General features: G+C 68.3%; 14 protein-coding genes. 6 read left to right on the forward strand and 8 right to left on the reverse strand.

Annotated elements, in window-relative coordinates:
• Nucleotides 1–2: 2 nt before the first annotated feature.
• From ABY44_RS29600 to ABY44_RS29630, 7 genes are all read right to left on the reverse strand, one after another.
• Nucleotides 3–956, reverse strand: a complete 954-nt coding sequence (locus tag ABY44_RS29600; RefSeq protein WP_081072861.1) for an energy transducer TonB — start codon at nucleotides 954–956, stop codon at nucleotides 3–5.
• Complete coding sequence (gene pqqE, locus ABY44_RS29605) at nucleotides 932–2,071, reverse strand: pyrroloquinoline quinone biosynthesis protein PqqE (protein WP_059698500.1); 1,140 nt, start codon at nucleotides 2,069–2,071, stop codon at nucleotides 932–934. The genes ABY44_RS29600 and pqqE overlap by 25 nt, the downstream gene beginning before the upstream one ends.
• A 1-nt stretch (nucleotide 2,072) precedes the next feature.
• Nucleotides 2,073–2,354 carry a pyrroloquinoline quinone biosynthesis peptide chaperone PqqD gene (gene pqqD / locus ABY44_RS29610; protein WP_021160296.1) on the reverse strand — a complete coding sequence of 94 codons (282 nt, stop codon included), beginning with the start codon at nucleotides 2,352–2,354 and terminating at the stop codon, nucleotides 2,073–2,075.
• Nucleotides 2,351–3,070, reverse strand: coding sequence for a pyrroloquinoline-quinone synthase PqqC (gene pqqC, locus ABY44_RS29615; RefSeq protein WP_060173720.1), 720 nt, complete (start codon nucleotides 3,068–3,070; stop codon nucleotides 2,351–2,353). The genes pqqD and pqqC overlap by 4 nt, the downstream gene beginning before the upstream one ends.
• 2 nt (nucleotides 3,071–3,072) lie before the next feature.
• Nucleotides 3,073–3,996, reverse strand: coding sequence for a pyrroloquinoline quinone biosynthesis protein PqqB (pqqB, locus tag ABY44_RS29620; RefSeq protein ID WP_060173721.1), 924 nt, complete (start codon nucleotides 3,994–3,996; stop codon nucleotides 3,073–3,075).
• A 61-nt stretch (nucleotides 3,997–4,057) separates the two neighbouring features.
• Nucleotides 4,058–4,132 carry a pyrroloquinoline quinone precursor peptide PqqA gene (gene pqqA / locus ABY44_RS29625; protein ID WP_006485436.1) on the reverse strand — a complete coding sequence of 25 codons (75 nt, stop codon included), beginning with the start codon at nucleotides 4,130–4,132 and terminating at the stop codon, nucleotides 4,058–4,060.
• A gap of 320 nt (nucleotides 4,133–4,452) precedes the next feature.
• Nucleotides 4,453–6,471, reverse strand: a complete 2,019-nt coding sequence (locus ABY44_RS29630; protein WP_027790657.1) for a sigma-54-dependent Fis family transcriptional regulator — start codon at nucleotides 6,469–6,471, stop codon at nucleotides 4,453–4,455.
• Nucleotides 6,472–6,786: 315 nt separating this feature from the next.
• Here ABY44_RS29630 and ABY44_RS29635 point away from each other — a divergent pair, with 315 nt between their 5' ends.
• A complete protein-coding gene (locus tag ABY44_RS29635) occupies nucleotides 6,787–7,827 on the forward strand; it encodes an alpha/beta fold hydrolase (RefSeq protein ID WP_060173722.1) in 1,041 nt (346 codons plus the stop codon).
• 46 nt (nucleotides 7,828–7,873) lie between these two features.
• Here ABY44_RS29635 and ABY44_RS29640 read toward each other — a convergent pair whose 3' ends face one another.
• Entirely contained in the window at nucleotides 7,874–10,282 is a 2,409-nt protein-coding gene (locus ABY44_RS29640) for a TonB-dependent receptor (protein ID WP_060173723.1), read from the reverse strand.
• 347 nt (nucleotides 10,283–10,629) lie between these two features.
• Here ABY44_RS29640 and ABY44_RS29645 point away from each other — a divergent pair, with 347 nt between their 5' ends.
• The 5 genes from ABY44_RS29645 to acs all read left to right on the forward strand — a co-directional run.
• Entirely contained in the window at nucleotides 10,630–12,351 is a 1,722-nt protein-coding gene (locus ABY44_RS29645; protein ID WP_027790654.1) for a methanol/ethanol family PQQ-dependent dehydrogenase, read from the forward strand.
• Between the two features lie 71 nt (nucleotides 12,352–12,422).
• The gene (locus ABY44_RS29650) at nucleotides 12,423–13,664 is read left to right on the forward strand and encodes a c-type cytochrome (RefSeq protein WP_060173724.1); all 1,242 of its coding nucleotides are present in this window, start codon (nucleotides 12,423–12,425) and stop codon (nucleotides 13,662–13,664) included.
• Between the two features lie 86 nt (nucleotides 13,665–13,750).
• Nucleotides 13,751–14,065: a high-potential iron-sulfur protein gene (locus ABY44_RS29655; RefSeq protein ID WP_027790652.1), complete on the forward strand. Its 315-nt coding sequence runs from the start codon at nucleotides 13,751–13,753 to the stop codon at nucleotides 14,063–14,065.
• Entirely contained in the window at nucleotides 14,049–15,956 is a 1,908-nt protein-coding gene (locus tag ABY44_RS29660) for a sigma-70 family RNA polymerase sigma factor (protein ID WP_060173725.1), read from the forward strand. Before ABY44_RS29655 ends, ABY44_RS29660 begins: the two co-directional genes overlap by 17 nt.
• Before the next feature lie 275 nt (nucleotides 15,957–16,231).
• A partial coding sequence (gene acs, locus ABY44_RS29665; protein WP_431642936.1) for an acetate--CoA ligase occupies nucleotides 16,232–18,192 on the forward strand: 1,961 nt, incomplete at its 3' end.

Raw genomic sequence — 18,192 nt, forward strand, 5'->3', positions numbered from 1 at the left:
TGTCAGTCGTCGAGATTGAACGCGATCGGCGCGCGTGCCCGCGTCGGCACCGGCGCGCCGTCGAACACATGCGGCGCACAGCGGCTAGCCAGTACGGCTTCACGCGCCGCCGCGTCGAGACGCGGATAACCGCTGCCGGTCACGACACGTGCGGCGACGATCTGCCCTGCCGCATCGGTCTCCAGTTCGACGAGCACGGTGCCGTGCTCGCCCAGGCGCAGCGACTGCGGCGGGTAGTCGGGTTTGACCAGCGCGCAGTCGGGATGCGCGACGAAGCGCGGCGGCACCGACACGGAAGACGATCGGGATTCGGGTTGCGTCTGCGCCTGCGTCGGCATTCGTGCGGCCGCATCGTCGTGCGGCGTATCGCGTTGCGCCGCGGCCGGCAAGGACGGACCTGACTGTGCCGGAGCCGGCACAGGCGCGTCATGCGCCGGCGGGCGGGGACGGCCGGACGCGACCTGCCGGTTCGTCCTCAACCCACTGCCCGCAGATGATCGGGGCGCGGACGTAGCCTCCTGCACCGCGTGCGACGCGGCAACCGGTTTCGCCTTCGCGGCCGCCGTCGTCGACACCTCCGGCGCCGCCGCGATCAGCGTCGCCACGATCACCTGCCGTTGCAGTGGTTCGCGTCGTACGATCTGCTCATGTGCGAGCAGAACGAACAGGGCGGCATGCAGAACGCATACGGCAGCGAAGACCGACGCGACGCAAGTTCCGCGACGGCGTACCCGATCGCCAGCGGCACCACGCACGCCGGTCGCCTGCCGCGTTCCGAAGGCAGCGGTGCTCATCGCACCCGCCTTCGCGCGCTCACCCATCCTCGTACACGCGCGCCACATCGCCGACATGAAGAGGAATGCATATCTATCGATCCGGCTTCCATCGCGTTGCCTTGCCCTGTTCACCCCGCCGCCGTCGCCGTGCCTTGTCAGCAGTCGCAGGCCGCTCCACATTGCGCAAGCGAATTCTCCTTGCTGCGGAACACCAGCGGCTGTTCGTCGCGCGGCGCGGGTCGCCGCGCGAATTGCACGGCCTGCTCGACCCGGCCGTGATGCGCGGACTTCTCGCACACCGGATCGGGCTGCGCCGGGTCGCCGGCCAACTGGTACGCCTGGCACCGGCAGCCGCCGTGATCGACATGCCGCTCGTCGCACGTGCGGCACGGCTCGCGCATCCAGTCCTCGCCGCGATACGCGTTGAATGCGTCGCTGTCGTACCAGATTTCCTTCAGCGACCGGTCGCGCACGTTCGGCAGCGCGAGCCCCGGCAGCGACCGCGCGGCATGGCACGGCAGCGCGGTGCCGTCCGGCGCGACGCCGAGAAACACCGAACCCCAGCCGTTCATGCACGCTTTCGGGCGCCGCTCGAAATAGTCGGGCACGACGAACAGGATCTTGCAGCGTTCGCCGACCAGCTTGCGATAGCGGTTGACCGTTTCCTCCGCCTCGCGCACCTGCTCGACGGTCGGCATCAGCTGGTCGCGGTTCACCATCGCCCAGCCGTAGTACTGCGTGTTCGCGAGCTCGAGGTAATCGGCGCCGAGGTCGAGCGCCATCTCGATGATCTGTCCGACGTGCGGCAGGTTGTAGCGATGCAGCACGCAGTTGAGCACCATCGGGTAGCCGTGCGCCTTGATCAGCCGCGCGACGCCGCGCTTCAGCTCGAACGTGCGCGTGCTCGTCAGGAAATCGTTCAGCTCGCGCGTCGAATCCTGCAGCGACAACTGGATATGGTCGAGCCCGGCCGCCTTGAGCCGCTCGATGCGCGTGACGTTCAGCCCGACGCCCGACGTGATCAGGTTCGTATAGAAGCCGAGCCCGCGCGCGTGCGCGACGAGCGTCTCGAGGTCGTCGCGCTGCAGCGGCTCGCCGCCCGAGAAACCGATCTGCGCGGCGCCGAGCGCGCGCGCATCGCTGATGACCGTGCGCCACGCATCGGTGTCGAGCTCCGCGCCGTGGGTCGCGAAATCGACCGGGTTGTAGCAGAACGCGCAGTGCAGCGGGCAACGGTACGTCAGTTCCGCGAGCAGCCACAGCGGCGCGGACGGACGGGAAGTGTCGGGGGCCATGTCAGTCGAGCCAGCCGCGCAGTCGCGCATGATCGAGGAATCGGTACACGTCGGTCGCGAGGTCCGACTGGCTGAACAGGCGCTCGAGCTCGCCGATGATGTCGTCCAGCTCGCGCGTGCCGTCGCAACGCGCGAGGATCTCGCCGGCACTCGGGTTCAGTTTGACCATTCCTTCCGGATAGAGGAGCACGTATGCATCCTGGGCCGCCTCCCATTGCAGGCGGTACATGCCCCTGAGGCAGGGGCGCAGCGGCACGCCGCTGGCAGCTTCGATCGCGTTCATAGCGGGTAGGCCTTTTCGACGGCGTCGAGCATCGACCACAGGATGTCGAGCTTGAATTGCAGGATGCCGAGCGCACGCTGCTGCGCATCCGGCGTCGTGAAGTGCTGCAGCGTCACCGCAAGCCCGTGCTCGACGTCGCGCTGCGCAAGCGGCACGCGGCTGCGGAAGTAGTGCAGCCCGTCCGGCTCGATCCACGGGTAATGCGACGGCCAGCCCGCGAGCCGGTCGAGATGGATCTGCGGCGCGAACATCTCGGTCAGCGACGAGCACACGGCTTCCTGCCATGGCGCGCGCCGCGCGAAATTCACGTACGCGTCCACCGCGAAACGCACGCCGGGCAGCACGTGCTCGAGCGACCACAGTTCGGCACGCGAGAGACCGCACGCCTCGCCGAGCCGCACCCATGCCTCGATGCCGCCTTCGTTGTCGCCCTGCCCGTCGTGGTCGATCAGCCGCTGGATCCAGCGGCGCCGCGTGTCGCGGTCGGGGCAGTTCGACAGGATCGCCGCATCCTTGAGCGGGATGTTGATCTGGTAGTAGAAGCGGTTCGCGACCCAGCCGCGGATCTGCGCGGGCGAACAGGCACCGCTGTTGAGCCGGCGGTTGAACGGGTGATGGATGTGATAGCGCGATTCGAGCGCGCGCAGGCGCGCCTCGAATTCGGTCGCGCTCCAGGGCGTCGGATGCAATGCCGTAGCGGGAATCGGTGCGTTCATGGTCAGACCTGGAATTGCATGCCGTCGTACGCGACGTCGATGCCATGCGCGCGCAGGTGCGCGTGCTCGACGGAATGCGGATCGAGAATCGGATTCGTGTTGTTGATGTGCGTGAGCACCTTGCGCGTGCGCGCGGGCAGCGTGTCGAGCCAGTCGATCATGCCGGGCCGCCCGTGCTCCGCGCATTGCGCGAGATGCCCCATGTCTGCCGCGTGCTTGCCCGACAGGCCGAGGTCGATCATCTCGGTGCCGCTCCAGAACGTGCCGTCCACCAGCACGAGATCGGCGCCGTCCATCGCCGCGCGCACGTCGTCGGTGACGGCCGCGAGCCCCGGCGCATAGAACGCGCGCCGGCCGCTCGCGACATCTTCGATCGACAGCGCGATGTTGTCGCCGGGCGCGGCCGACGCACGCCGCGGCGAATAAGGCGGCGCCTTGCTGTCGACGGGAATCGCGGTGAAGCGGACCCCGCTTGCCGCCGGCACCGTGAACGGCTCGCCGAGCACGATCGTATGCGCGGCGACGCCGCAGTAATGGCAGAGCAGCGGCACGAGCGGCAAGCCGGTAGACAGGTCGTCGAGCACCGGCGCGCTCGCGTAGAGCGGCAGCGGCGTCGAGCGCTCGCGCAGCATCAGCAGGCCCGTCACGTGATCGATCTGCGCGTCGCACAGCACGACGGCGGCGATGCCGCTGTCGCGAATCGCGCGTGCCGGCTGCAGCTCCGGATCCGCGCGCAACTGGGAAAGGATGTCGGGCGACGCGTTGACGAGGATCCAGTCGATGCCGTCGTCGCTGACCGCGATCGACGACTGTGTGCGAGGCAGCACGTGGCCGCTTCCGCTGCGTGCGCGGCGACAGTTCGCGCAATTGCAGTTCCATTGCGGCAGGCCGCCGCCGGCTCCCGAGCCGAGTATCTTGATCTTCATGGGCGTCAGCTCCCGACGCCGCCCGCGCCGATCACGGCAAAGCGGGCGGCACGCTCGGCGATCAGCGGTTGGCGATGTACATCGTGATTTCGAAGCCGAAACGCAGGTCGGTGTAAGACGGGGTGGTCCACTGCATGATGTGTCTCCTGATTGAGTAGATGAGTTGCGTCGGTGAGTCGGTGAGTCGTACAACCGCAGCAATCGAGCGGTCGGTTCCTATTCAGCAAGGAGCGTGCCGAGGCCGCACTTCGACGGCCCGACAGCGATGCGCGGCGCTCGCCCGGGCATCGGGACGCAATCCTTACGATTTGCCTACGCGATTGGCGCGAATGCGGTTCGACGCCGCGGCCGCACGATGCGCATGGGCGGTGACAGGTGTTGAATCGTTGAACACCGGTGTTGCAACTTGACACACCGGCTGTGACAGGCCGCGCGGCCGCGAACCCGTGGCGCGCGTCAGCTTTCGTCGGACGGCTGGCGCTGCGGGTCGGCGGCCGGCATCTTCCGGTAGATCGTGTTGCGCGACACGCCGAGCGCGCGCGCCGCCGCGGACACGTTGCCGCCGTGGCGCGCGAGCGCAGCGGCAATCGCGGACGCGGCGACATCCTGCAACCGCGCGTCGCCTGCCGGGAGCGCGTCCGCGGGCCATGCCGCGGCGGACGGATCGTGCGCGGCCGGCTCGGCCCGGGTATCGTCGCGGCGCAGGTCGTCGAAGAAATCGTCCGGCAGGTGCTCGCGCCGGATCTCGCCGTCGTCGTCGACCATCGCCGCCGCCGTGCGCAGCAGGTTGCCGAGCTGGCGGAAGTTGCCGGGCCACGCGCAGCGCACGAACAGCGCCATCACGTCCGGCGCGACGGACAGCGGCGGCCGGCCCGGGCCCGCGTAGGCCTCCCGTTGCAGCATCTTCTGCACGACCACCGCGAGATCCGTGCGGTCGCGCAGCGGCGGCAGGCGCACCACGAGGCCGTTCAGCCGGTAGTACAGATCCTCGCGAAAGCGGTTCTGCGCAATCATGTCGCGCAAATCGCGGTGCGTCGCGCAGATGATCGCGATGTCCACGGCGATCGTCTTCGTCGATCCGAGCGGGTTGACGAGGCGCTCCTGCAGCACGCGAAGCAGCCGCACCTGCAGCGGATACGGCATGTCGCCGATCTCGTCGAGAAACAGCGTGCCGCCGTTCGCCTGCAGCAGCTTGCCGATCGAGCCCTTGCGGCGCGCGCCGGTGAATGCGCCCTCTTCGTAGCCGAACAGCTCGGACTCGATCAGCGTCTCCGGAATCGACGCGCAGTTGACCGCGACGAACGGCGCATCGCGCCGCGGCGAGTCGTTGTGGATCGCCTGCGCGAGCAGCTCCTTGCCGGTACCGGTCTCGCCGGTGATCAGGATCGGGATGTCCTTGCCGATCACCTTGCGCACCTTCGCGATCACGCATCCAACCTGCGGATCGCCGGTATCGAGGTAGTTGAGCCGCGACAGGCCGGCCGACGTGCCGGCCGCCGGCGCGGGCACCGCGTTCGCGCGCGCGGCCGGCGCACCCGCGTCGTGAACGTCCGTCGGCCGGCTGCCTTCGGCGAGCGTCGCGCGCCGGAAATGCACGCGCGCGCAGACCACCGCGCCGGTGCCGAGGTTCAGCATCAGGTGCCGGTCGGTGCTCGCGCGCATGCGGTCGATCAACTGTGCGCTCGTGACGTCGAACAGCGACGACAGCGTATGCGCACGTAGCGCGGCGAGCGGCATGCCGAGCTGGAACTGCGCACTGCGATTGGCCGACAGGAAACGGCCGTCGGCGGTGAAGGCGACGATCCCCTCCATCAGCGTGCCGAGGAACTCGGGGCGGCCATGGAACGACACCTGCAACGTCTCCTGAAAGGTCGTCGTAAACAGGTGATTCTCGATCATCTGCACCGACATCTTCGCGAGCGCCATCGTGTGCTGGTGGTAGCTGCGGTGGTCGCCGGTCACGTCGAGCACACCGATCGCGTCGCCGTACGGATCGAGGATCGGCACGCTCGAACAGGTGAGGAAGCGGTTCGCAGCGAGGAAGTGCTGGTCGCCGTGAACGACCATCGGGCACAGCTCGGCGAGCGCCGTACCGATCGCGTTGGTGCCCTGCCGGTCCTCCGCCCAGTTCGCGCCCGGGCGCAGCGCGACCTTCTCCGCGCGGCGCAGGAAATCGTCGTCGCCGATCGAATGCAGGATCAACCCCTGCGCATCGGTCAGCACGATCATGCTCTGCGTGTTGACGATCTGCTCGTGCAGCGTCTCCATCACCGGCATCGCATGCGCGCACAGCACGCGGCTCTGCTCGCGCTTGAGCACCAGCGCCGCGCTCGACAGCACGTCGTAGTCGGGGCGTGCCGAGACCTGCAGGCCGAACGTCTCGGACCGCTCATGGGCTTTCTGGATCGACGGCGCGGGCCAGCCGGCGGAATGCGCGGCCCGCGATCCGGCCGCCTGCTCTACGTCATCGCGCATTGTCTCCTCCGGGGATCTTCCGGTCAGTTGCCGGACTCTTTGCCGTCATTGCAAGCAAGCATCGGGCCACGCGAGGGGCACGGCCCCAATCGAAAGCAGATTGCAAGACACGATCCGGCTCCGCCGGGCAGGTCGGGTCACCGGACGGGCCGGTCTTCGTGATACCGCGTCTGCCCGATGCGTGACTACCCGTGCGAATCCCGATCTTTGCGGCTGGCGCGTTTCTGGCTTTGTCGTGGATCAAATACAGTGGTCGTCCGGACACCCGTGCAGCCGCGTGACGATTGCACCGATTCCCCGAACCGATTCGACACGATGCCTGCCCCGATTCGCCACCTATCCCGATCCCGATCCCGACCCGCGTCGCCGGCGTCACCGTCCACGCTCGCCGCGCCCGTTCGCGGACGCTTGCACCGCGACGCGCAATCGATCGCGTTCTCCGTCGCCGGCGCGGCGCACGGCCATCCGGTCGTCGTGCTGCACGGCGGGCCGGGCAGCGGCAGCCAGGCCGGCATCCTGCGGCTGTTCGACCTGACGCGGATGCGCGTCGTGCTCGTCGACCAGCGCGGCGCGGGCGCGTCGGCACCACGCGGCGGCACACGCCACAACGACACCGCGCGGTTGATCGACGATCTCGAAGCGGTGCGCGCGCAGCTCGGCATCGCGCGCTGGGGCGTCGTCGGCGGCTCGTGGGGCGCGGCGCTCGCACTTGCATACGCGGGCACACATCCCGCACGAGTCACCGGCGTCGTGCTGCGCGGGCTGTTCCTGACGTCGCGACGCGAAGTCCGCCGGTTGTTCACGACGTCGCGAACGCGCGCGCCCCGCGAATGGCGACGCCTGTACGCGGCGGCCGGCTGCAGCCAGCCGGATCGCCTGCTGTCGTGCTGCGCGCGGCGGCTGCAACCCGGCGCGAGCGCGGCCCGGCAGCGAGCGGTGGCGCTTGCGTGGCACGCGTACGAGAACGCCATCCTCGCATCGCCGAACCCGCGCCGCTCACCCGCGGATGCGATCCGCTCGCACAAGACCGTCGCCCGGCTGATCGACAAGTACCGGATCCAGGCGCATTACCTGCGACACGACTGCTGGCTCGGCGAGCGCCGCGTGCTCGCGCTCGCGCGCCGGGCGGCGCAGGCCGGCGTGCCGCTGTTCGCCGCGCACGGGATGCACGATCCCGTCTGCCCGGCCGCCAACGTCACCCGCCTCGCGCGTGCCGTGCCCGCGGCCGCGATCGAACACGTGAGCGCCGGGCACCTCGCAAGCGACCCGGCATTGGCACGCAGCATCGCCCGCGCCGTGGCCGCGATGTTCGCGGCGGCACCGCTCGCCCGACCGGGCCCGTCGCGCACATCTTGAGCGCCGCTCGGGCTGCGACGCGGCAATGCACGCAGCCGGGCAAAGCTCAATCCCACGCGTAGCGCACGCCGACCCACGCACCGCGCGGCGCGCCCGGCCCGACGAACTGTTCGTTGACCGGATTCGCACCGTCGAACGTGTGATTCGGCCCGTTGAAGAAGTTCTGTCCCAGCACGCCGAAGCTCGCATAGCGCTTGTCGAACAGGTTCGTCACGCTCGCGAAGACTTCGAAGCGCTTCGTGATCCGGTATCGCATGTCGAGATCGACGAGCACGTAGCCTGAAATCCTGCCGTTCACGTCCTGGTTGTTCTCGTCGCCGCGCGCATACACGCCGCTGCGCCACGTGACGTTCGCGCCGATATCCCACCTGGGCGTCGCCGCGTAGTCGAGCCGGAGCTTCACCGTGTGCGCGGGAATGCCCGGGATATGGTCCCCCGGCTTGACGGCCACGTTGCCGTTCGCGTCGGCCGCCGAATTCGCCGGGCTGTGCTCGGTCCACGACGACCGGTAGGTCGCATCGACATAGCTGTACGAAAGCCCGACACCGAGCGGGCCGAACCGCGTGCGGCCCGCGAGTTCGATGCCTTGCCGCCGCGTATCGCCGACGTTGCGGAAATAACCCTGCGCGCTTGCCGGACTGCTGATGAACTGGATATCGTCGGTCAGCGTCGTGCGGTAGGCGGCGGCACTCCAGGTCGTCGCGGCGCCGATGCGGCCGCGCATGCCGGCTTCGAACGTCTTCGAGATCACCGGCTTGAGCGCCGGGTCCGCGATGAAGTCGTTCGGCAGCGAGCACGGCGCGGCCGGGTCCGCGCATGCGAGTTCGATCGCGGTCGGCGAGCGCATCCCTTCGTTGTACGTCGCATAGGCGGTGAAGCCCGCGACCGGGTTCCAGTTGAGCCCGAGCGCCGGGTTGAACCGGGAGAACGTATGGTTGCCGTCGAGCAGCGGCTGCACGCCGCTCTCGTCGCCGATCTGCGCCTTCGACCAGTCGTAGCGCCCCGACACCGTCAGCGTCCAGTGCGGCGTCAGCGACAGCGTATCGCTCAGGTACACGCCGAGGTTCGCGTTGCGCGTCTTCGCGCGGGTCTGCGGCTCGAAGTCACCGACGCCGATCGCCGCGCGCGTGTCGGTGAAATACGCGTCCTGCGACGACGCGACGTAGCTCGAGTTCGCGACATCCGCCGCCACGCCCGCGATCAGCTGGTTCGCCATCCCGCCGAGCTTGCCGAGCAGCGTGAGCTGCAGGCTGCCGCCGTAGCTGTCGGTCACGATCGTCGACTGCGCGTTGGTGCCCTGCACCGTGTCGACCGTGCCGTCGTCGCCGACCGATCCGTAATCGGTATTGTTGTTGCTGCTGATGTTGGTGTTGCGCAGGTGCCGATAATACGCATTGCCGCTCAGCTCGACGTGCTCGCCGAAGAAACGATCGCCCGACAGCGTCAGGTAGCCGGCGCTGTTGCGGTTCAGGTCGGGATAGGTGTACGCCTGCTTCCGGTTGTCGAGGAACGAACGCGGGATCGTCTGGGTGCCGTACAGCGCGTTGTCGGCGCCGCCGGCGGAAATCGACAGCGTCGTGTCCGAATCCGTGTAGCGCAGCTTGCCGAACGCCTGCCGCACGCGGCTCGCATTGTGGTCGGCCCAGCCGCCGTCGTTCGCGACGTTCGCCGTCGCGTAGTAGTCGAGGTTCGAGCCGATCGTGCCGCCCTGCTCGATGGCGGCCGTCTTGCGGCCCCACGAGCCGCCCGACACCTCCGCTTCGCCGCCCGGGTTCGACTTGCCGTTCTTCGTCGTGATCGCCAGTGCGCCGCCGAGCGTATTGCGTCCGTACACCGGGTTGGAGCCCGGTATCAATTGCATCCGGTCGATTGCCTGCGTCGGCAGGATGTCCCAGTTCACGACGTCGCCGAACGGTTCGTTCACGCGCACGCCGTCGACGAACACCGACAGCCCCTGCGGCGTACCGAGCAGCGGCGATGCGGTGAAGCCGCGATAGTTGACGTCCGTCTGGTACGGATTGCCCTGCGCCTCCGAGATCGTCACGCTCTGCAGGTTCGCGGCGAAGAAGTCGGCAAGCGTCGCGCGGTGCTGCGCATCGAGTTCCGCCGCGCGTACCGTCTGCACGTTTGCCGGCACCTTCTGCAGCGGCGTACCGATCCCGAGCAGCGGCGTCGTGCCGACGACCACCACCGTCGGCAATGTGACGGCCGGCGCTTGCGACGCTTGCGGCACTTCCGGCGCGACCGCGACGGCGGCCGGCGGCACGGCGCCGCCTGTCGCGGCCGTGCCGTCCGCAGGCTGCTGCGCACGCGCGCTGGCCGTCGACAGGCCGAACAGCGCGATGGCGCCGAGGGCCGGCCCGAGAAGCGCGCCACGCATCGCGCCACCGTGCCGCGCGCGACGCGCGCGTCGCATCGCGCCGCCCTTTCCGGCTGCCTTTGGCCTCCTGATCATTTCATTCGTCTCCATGCTTGTATTTCGCCGTGGTGTGCCCCGCACCGCGCGGCGTGCTGTTGTCGCGAAGCAGCGTGCGAGAACCGTGCCAGCCGCGCCACCTGTCATGTTTGGCAACACTGCGCGCACGGGGGTGTACCTGAATGCAACACCTTCGTTGACACATGCGCGCGACGCGCGCCGACGCCGCACGACGCACGATGCGCCCGTGTGCCGCGTCACACCGGCTTCGCGCCGCGATGGCATGCGACTTGCGTGAACGGCAGCGCACTCGGCCCGGAATCCCCACCGTGCCGGCGCGACGAACCGTTCGCGGCGGTGCGACCACAATGACTCAGGAGACAACCATGAAGAAACTCTCGGCTTCAGCGAGCCGGCTGGCGACGATCGGCATCGCGGCGGCAGCGGCCGTCGCGCTGAACCCCGGCCTCGTCGAAGCGGCCGCGGACTACCCGGCCGTGACCTACCAGCGGCTGACCGATGCGCATACCGATCCGGGCTGGCTGACCTACTACCGCACCTACGACGGCCAGTCGCATTCGCCGCTCAAGCAGATCGACGCGTCGAACGCGAAGGAACTCAAGCAGGTGTGGGCCTACAAGTTCCCCGCCGAGCTGAAGCAGGGCTTCGAAGCCACGCCGATCATCAACGGCAACTACCTGTTCGTGACCACGCCGAAGGACAACGTCTACGCATTCGATGCGAAGAGCGGCAAGCAGCTGTGGAAATACGAACCGAAGCTTGGCGCGGCATCGTTCAAGACCGCATGCTGCGACGTCGTCAACCGTGGCGTCGCGCTGTACGGCAAGAACGTCTACGTCGCGATGCTGAGCGGCGAGGTCGTGGCGCTCGACGCGCAGACGGGCAATCTCGTCTGGAAGAAGCAGATGTTCGAGCCGGGCCTCGGTTATGCGTTCTCGCTCGCGCCGCTCGCGCTGGACGGCTCGATCATCGTCGGCACCTCCGGCGGCGAATACGGGATTCGCGGGTACATCGCCGCGCTGAACCCCGAAGACGGCTCGCTGGTCTGGAAGCGCTACACGATCCCGAGCCCCGGCGAAAAAGGCGCGGACACCTGGCCCGACGGGATGCAGGCGCACGGCGGCGGCGCCGCCTGGCTGACGGGCACGTACGACGCGGCAAGCCGCACGCTGTACTGGGGCGTCGGCAACCCCGGCCCGTGGCTCGCGGCGCTGCGTCCCGGCGACAACCTGTATTCCGACTCGCTGCTCGCGCTCGATCCGAAGAACGGCAACCTGAAGTGGCACTACCAGTACACGAGCAACGACACGTGGGACTACGACGGCGTCAACACGCCGATCCTCGCGGACATCAAGTACAAAGGCAAGGACTACGACGCGATCATTCACGCCGACCGCAACGGCTTCTTCCATGCGATCGATCGCACGACCGGCAAGCTGATCTACGCGGAGCCGTTCGTCACGGCAACGTCGGTCACCGGCTACACGGCCGACGGCAAGCCCATCGCGGACCCGTCGAAGTTCCCGAAGGCCGGCACGACGATCGACACGTGCCCGAGCTTCCTCGGCGGCAAGAACTGGTGGTCGGTGTCGTACGACCCCGCGCGCCACATCGCGGTCGTACCTTCCCTTCACGCGTGCATGAGCCTGTCCGGCAAGTCGGTCAGCTACATGGAAGGCCTGCCGTATCTCGGGGAAGGCTTCGAGATCAAGCCTGAACCGGGCAGCCAGGGTTATGGCGAGCTGCAGGCCATCGACGTGAACACCGGCAAGAAACTGTGGGGCCACTGGTCGAAGAAGCCGTGGAACGGCGGCGTCGCGACCACCGCGAGCGGTCTTGCGTTCAGCGGCTCGCTCGACGGCCACCTGTATGCCTTCGACACGGCGACCGGCAAGGTGCTGTGGGAGAGCCCGCAGCTCGCGAGCGGCATCATCGCGCAGCCGTCGGTGTTCGAGGTCGACGGCAAGGAATATGTCGCGGTGCTCGCCGGATACGGCGGCGCGAACCCGATCTGGGGCGGCCCGATGGCCGACGTCGCGAAAGACGTTCCGCGCGGCGGCACGCTCTACGTATTCGCGCTCGACTGAACGCGCGTCGCGCCCGGCATGCGCCCGATCCGGGCGCGACGCCCCCACTGTTTCAACCGGAATGCACGACCATGAAAACTCGACTCGCTCCCCTGACCCTCGCCAGTCTGCTCGCCGCGGGCGTGGCGCTGACCCCGATGTCCGCCGCGGCCGGCGGCGTGCGCGTCTGCACGCTGCCGGGCAGCCCGACCGCCGCCCTCGACATGTCGGTCGCACGTGAAGTGCTGCGAACCGCCGGCATCGCCGCCTCGTTCAACCGGCGCGGCGTGGACGACGACGGCGGCGACGACGGCATCTCCGCCGCCGAACTGAAGCAATCGCTCGAACGCGACTGCGACATGATCGCCGGCTTCCCGCGCTCGGCGATCGCCGATGCATCGAATGCCCGGATGGGTTTCTCGCAGGGGTATCTGCGCTCCAGCTACGTCAGCGTGACGCTGCGCGACGCGCATGCACCGTCCACCGGCAAGGAAACGATCGCGGCCACGTACTCGAGCCCGTCGCAACTGATCGCGGCACAGGCGACGAACGCCCGCTTCGATCTCGAGAACACATCCGAGCAGACCATCGACGCGCTCGCGACCGGTCGCGCACAACGCGCGATCGTCTGGTATCCGAGCGTCGTGGCGTACCGGCGTGCGCATCCCGGCCAGCCGTTCCGGATCGCGGCCACGGCGTCGCCGTACTCGGACTGGCAGCTCGCGTTCGCGTTCGGCCCCGATCGGGACGCGCTGCGGCAGCGCATCGACGCGGCGTTGTCGCGGCTGAATGCCAACGGCCGGATCGCCGCGCTCACACGCGGCTGGAACCTGCCGGAAAACATCGCTCAAGCGGCCAATACGCCGTCGCGCGGCCGCTTCCTCGACGGCGCGGTCGCGTCGGCCCGGCACTCGCGCACCGGCGTGCTGCTCGCCGGCGGAACACCCGCGACGGGCGGCTTCATCAAGGTCTCGGCGAGTGACGAAAACGGCGTGCCGTCGTTCGACAATGCGCAGGCACAGCACGGCAAGAAGCTCTATACCGATGCCTGCGCGAAATGCCACGGCGACCAGCTCGAAGGCAATACCGCCCCTGCGCTGAGCGGGGAATCCTTCGCGCCCGAGGGCAAGTCGCACATCACGGTCGGCGGCATCTTCCAGTACATGTCGAACAACATGCCGGCCGATCGCCCCGGCAAGATGACGGCACAGGAATACGAGGACCTGATGGCGTTCCTGCTCTATTCGAACGGTTATGACGCGTCGAAGAGCAAGCTGACCGCCGATGTCGCCACCTCGTCGAAGGCACCGCTCGTCGCCGGTCCGCGCAAATAACGCTTTTCTCCCTTCGCTTCGATCGACCGCCGCGCCGGGAAGCCATCCCGGCGCGCGGGGCCGGTTTTTTTATTCAGGAAAACGACATGATCTCCCGCACTCGCAGAACCTTCATCGTTCAGACCGCCGGCCTGTGTGCCGCACTCGCAGCCGGAACCGGCGCATTCGCGGCAGCGCCGCTCGTCGACGAAAACGACGCGGCCGCTAAGACGCTCGGCTACCGCGCGAAGGCGACGACCGTCGATGCAGGCAAGTTCCCGAAGTACCAGGCCGGCCAGACGTGCTCGAACTGCCGCTTCTACAAGGCCGTCGCCGGCGAATCCTCCGGCACGTGTCCGATGTTCGGCGGCAAGGCGGTTGCCGCCGAAGGCTGGTGCAACGTCTATGCAAAGCTTGCTTGATCCCGGGCGCGGGCGCGAACACGACGGCGTGCCGCGCGGCGGCACGAACGCGGAGCGCACGGACCGTTTGAATGCGCTGGTCGCGCTGGGCATCGGGCGCGGCTACGTGACGCGCGGTGAAATCGTCGACGCGCTGCCCGACGATGCCGCGGACGGCGCGGATTTCGACGCCGCCGCGTCGATGCTCGGCGAATGGGGAATCGAGGTACGCGAGCACGTCGACTCGCGAAGCGCATGGACGCTCGATCGTCATTTCGCGCGAGCGACGGACACGACGTCGCCGCTCGCCGACGCGTCGGCCCCGCTCGCGACCGCCGATCTGCTCGCGGCCCGCACGAGCGATCCCGTCCGCATCTATCTGCGCGAAATGAGCGCGACACCGCTGCTCGACCGCGAAGAAGAGATCGCGCTCGCGCTTCATCTGGAAAACGGGCGCGCGGCGTGCATCGACGCATTGAGCCGCGACCCGGCTGCGCTCGACGCCGTCGCGTCGATCGCCGGCGACATCCGCGCCGGCAAGGTGGCGGCATCGGTCTACGTGACGGGGTTCGTCGGCGACGCCGAATCGCCTGATGAAGCGCCCGCGACTTTGCCCGGGGAATCGCCCGGCAATGCAACGGCGCCTGATTCGGCCATGGAATCACCGGAGGGGGAGGACGACACGGACTGCGCGCCGGACAGCCCGGCATGGCGCGACAGCGTCGTCGCGTCGCTCGACCGCGCCGGCGCGCTGGCCGCCGGGATGCAGCACGCATTGCGTACCGGCGGTTTCGCGTCGGCCGGTTACCGGGCGCTGCTTCGCGAGGCCGTCGCGTCGACCGGCAGGATCCGCTTCACCGCGCGTGCGATCGAGCGCATCGGCCGCGCGATTCGCGACCGTGCAACGCAAGCACGCAAGTTCGAGCAGCGCATCGTCGACATCCTGGTCGAATCGGGCATACGCACCGATTCGCCGCGCCGCGACCTCTTCATGCCGTGCGACGACGTGCGCGCATGGATGACCGACTGCATCGCCGCGCATGCCGACCGTGCCGCTGCCCTCACCCGCCGCGCGCCGGCGCTGATCGAAGCACGCGCCGCGCTCGCCGGCCTCGCCGGCGAGTCGAGCCTGCCGCTCGACATCGCGATCGCGATCGACGCGCGACTGTCGCGTATCGAGCGCGCGATGCAGCCCGCGAGAACGAAGCTGTTCCAGAGCAATCTGCGGCTCGTCGTGTCGATCGCCAAGCGCTATCCCGATCGCGGCCTGCAGTTTCTCGACCTGATCCAGGAGGGCAATCTCGGCCTGATGAAGGCCGTCGATCGCTACGATCACCGGCGCGGCTTCAAATTCGCGACGTACGCGACCTGGTGGGTCCGGCAGGCCATCACGCATGCGATCGCCGATCAGGGCCGCACGATCCGCGTGCCCGCGCATACGGTCGACGCGATCAACAAGCTGGCCCGCCTTGCGCGAACGCATGCGCAACGAACCGGCGAGGTTGCCGGCGCCCCGACGCTCTCGGCGCAGATGCGGATCCCGGTCGACAAGGTGCGGGATCTGATGGATATCGTGCGCGAGCCCATCTCCGCGGACCTGCCCGTTTCGCCCGATCACGACCTCACGTTGTGCGACGTCGCGATCGACCACGCCGCGCCGACCCCGGAAGAATCCGCGAGCGCCCGCCAGCTTCGCGCGGCGGTTGCGGCGCTGATCGACCGCCTGCCGGCACGTGAAGCGTGGATTCTCCGCTTGAGGTACGGCATCGACGTCGAAAGCGAGTATTCGCTGCGCGAGATCGGCCGGCAACTGAACCTGTCCGCCGAACGCGTTCGCCAGATCGAAGTGTCGGCGCTCGAACGGATCAGACAGTTCGGGCACGCACCGGCGCTTCGGTCGCTGATCGCCTGACGCCGCCAGGTCACCCCACCGCGCTCCGGATCGAGCGGCCGACCACCTTCCCCGGCGCGCCACCTGTTGAGGACTGCAACACGATGTGCTGCATTTATGAACGGCCGGCTTCGGCTTGACGGTATCCACCCCGTCGCCCGTTCGACCGGATCGCCCGAAACGCGCGCGGTGCGCCGCGACTTCCGCCGAATGCGCGCATCGATCGTTGATGCTGGCACGCATGTTGCGTTTTCCCGAACAGCAGCCCTGCATCCCAAGAACGCATGGAGACACGCTTGTCCACGATTGAATCGGTTCTTCACGAAACCCGCCAGTTTGCGCCGCCCGCGGCGCTCGAGCAGGCGGCGACCATTTCCGGCATGCCGGCCTATCGGGCGCTCGTCGCCGAGGCCGAGCGCGATTACGAAGGCTTCTGGGCGCGCCTCGCGCGCGAGGGCCTTGCGTGGCACAAGCCGTTCACCAAAGTGCTCGACGAGTCCAACGCGCCGTTCTACAAGTGGTTCGACGACGGCGAGCTCAACGCGTCGTACAACTGCCTCGACCGTCACGTCGAAGCCGGCAACGGCGAGCGCGTCGCGGTGATCTTCGAAGCCGACGACGGCACCGTCACGCGCGTCACCTATGCGGATCTCCTCGCCCGCGTGTCGCGTTTCGCGAATGCGCTGAAGAAGCGCGGCATCGGCAAGGGCGACCGCGTCGTCATCTATATCCCGATGTCGATCGAAGGCATCGTCGCGATGCAGGCCTGCGCGCGCATCGGCGCGACCCACTCGGTCGTGTTCGGCGGCTTCTCCGCGAAGTCGCTGAACGAGCGGCTCGTCGACGTCGGCGCGACGGCGCTGATCACGGCCGACGAGCAGGCACGCGGCGGCAAGACGCTGCCGCTCAAGAGCATCGCCGACGAGGCGCTCGCGCTGGGCGGCTGCGAAGCGGTGAAGAGCGTGATCGTCTATCGCCGCACCGGCGGCAAGATCGACTGGCATGCCGACCGCGACCTGTGGATGCACGAACTGACGGCCGCCGAATCCGACACCTGCGAGCCGGAATGGGTGAGCGCCGAGCATCCGCTGTTCATCCTGTATACGTCGGGCTCGACCGGCAAGCCGAAGGGCGTGCAGCACAGCACCGGCGGCTACCTGCTGTGGGCCGCGCAGACGATGAAGTGGACCTTCGACTGGAAGCCCACCGACGTGTTCTGGTGCACGGCCGACATCGGCTGGGTCACCGGCCACACGTACATCACGTACGGCCCGCTCGCCTGCGGCGGCACGCAGGTCGTGTTCGAGGGCGTGCCGACCTGGCCGGACGCCGGCCGCTTCTGGAAGATGATCGGCGACCACAAGGTCAGCGTGTTCTACACCGCGCCGACCGCGATCCGTTCGCTGATCAAGGCCGCCGAGGCCGACGACAAGGTGCATCCGAAGAGCTACGACCTGTCGAGCCTGCGCATCATCGGCACGGTCGGCGAGCCGATCAATCCGGAAGCGTGGATGTGGTATCACAAGCACGTCGGCCAGGAGCGTTGCCCGATCGTCGATACGTGGTGGCAGACCGAGACGGGCGGCCACATGATCACGCCGCTGCCGGGCGCGACGCCGACCGTGCCCGGTTCGTGCACGCTGCCGCTGCCGGGCATCATGGCCGCGGTGGTCGACGAAACCGGCCAGGACGTGCCGAACGGGCAAGGCGGCATTCTCGTCGTCAAGCGCCCGTGGCCGGCGATGATCCGCACGATCTGGGGCGATCCGGAGCGCTTCAAGAAGAGCTACTACCCGGAAGAACTCGGCGGCACGCTCTATCTCGCCGGCGACGGCACCGTGCGCGACAAGGACACCGGCTACTTCACGATCATGGGCCGGATCGACGACGTGCTGAACGTGTCGGGCCACCGGCTCGGCACGATGGAGATCGAATCGGCGCTGGTCTCGCACGAGCTGGTGGCCGAGGCGGCCGTGGTCGGCCGTCCTGACGACACGACGGGCGAGGCGGTGGTCGCGTTCGTGGTGCTCAAGCGTGCGCGTCCGGAAGGCGAGGAGGCCGCGGCGCTCGCGAAGACGCTGCGCGACTGGGTCGGCAAGCAGATCGGGCCGATCGCGAAGCCGAAGGACATCCGCTTCGGCGACAACCTGCCGAAGACGCGCTCGGGCAAGATCATGCGGCGCCTGCTGCGTTCGCTCGCCAAGGGCGAAGCGATCACGCAGGACACGTCCACGCTCGAGAACCCGGCCATCCTCGA

The organism is Burkholderia sp. ZZQ-2, from assembly GCF_050768715.1.
In the GTDB taxonomy this organism is placed as follows: Bacteria; Pseudomonadota; Gammaproteobacteria; order Burkholderiales; family Burkholderiaceae; genus Burkholderia; species Burkholderia cepacia.

What these genes read in the sequence shown, in the direction of transcription:
- ABY44_RS29655 (WP_027790652.1), top strand. Translation starts at nt 13,751, where the DNA reads ATGATCTCCCGCACTCGCAGAACCTTCATCGTTCAGACCGCCGGCCTG.
- pqqC (WP_060173720.1), bottom strand. Translation starts at nt 3,070, where the DNA reads ATGAACGCACCGATTCCCGCTACGGCATTGCATCCGACGCCCTGGAGC.
- ABY44_RS29640 (WP_060173723.1), bottom strand. Translation starts at nt 10,282, where the DNA reads ATGATCAGGAGGCCAAAGGCAGCCGGAAAGGGCGGCGCGATGCGACGC.
- pqqB (WP_060173721.1), bottom strand. Translation starts at nt 3,996, where the DNA reads ATGAAGATCAAGATACTCGGCTCGGGAGCCGGCGGCGGCCTGCCGCAA.
- pqqE (WP_059698500.1), bottom strand. Translation starts at nt 2,071, where the DNA reads ATGGCCCCCGACACTTCCCGTCCGTCCGCGCCGCTGTGGCTGCTCGCG.
- ABY44_RS29660 (WP_060173725.1), top strand. Translation starts at nt 14,049, where the DNA reads ATGCAAAGCTTGCTTGATCCCGGGCGCGGGCGCGAACACGACGGCGTG.
- pqqD (WP_021160296.1), bottom strand. Translation starts at nt 2,354, where the DNA reads ATGAACGCGATCGAAGCTGCCAGCGGCGTGCCGCTGCGCCCCTGCCTC.
- ABY44_RS29600 (WP_081072861.1), bottom strand. Translation starts at nt 956, where the DNA reads ATGTGGAGCGGCCTGCGACTGCTGACAAGGCACGGCGACGGCGGCGGG.
- ABY44_RS29630 (WP_027790657.1), bottom strand. Translation starts at nt 6,471, where the DNA reads ATGCGCGATGACGTAGAGCAGGCGGCCGGATCGCGGGCCGCGCATTCC.
- ABY44_RS29645 (WP_027790654.1), top strand. Translation starts at nt 10,630, where the DNA reads ATGAAGAAACTCTCGGCTTCAGCGAGCCGGCTGGCGACGATCGGCATC.
- ABY44_RS29650 (WP_060173724.1), top strand. Translation starts at nt 12,423, where the DNA reads ATGAAAACTCGACTCGCTCCCCTGACCCTCGCCAGTCTGCTCGCCGCG.
- ABY44_RS29635 (WP_060173722.1), top strand. Translation starts at nt 6,787, where the DNA reads ATGCCTGCCCCGATTCGCCACCTATCCCGATCCCGATCCCGACCCGCG.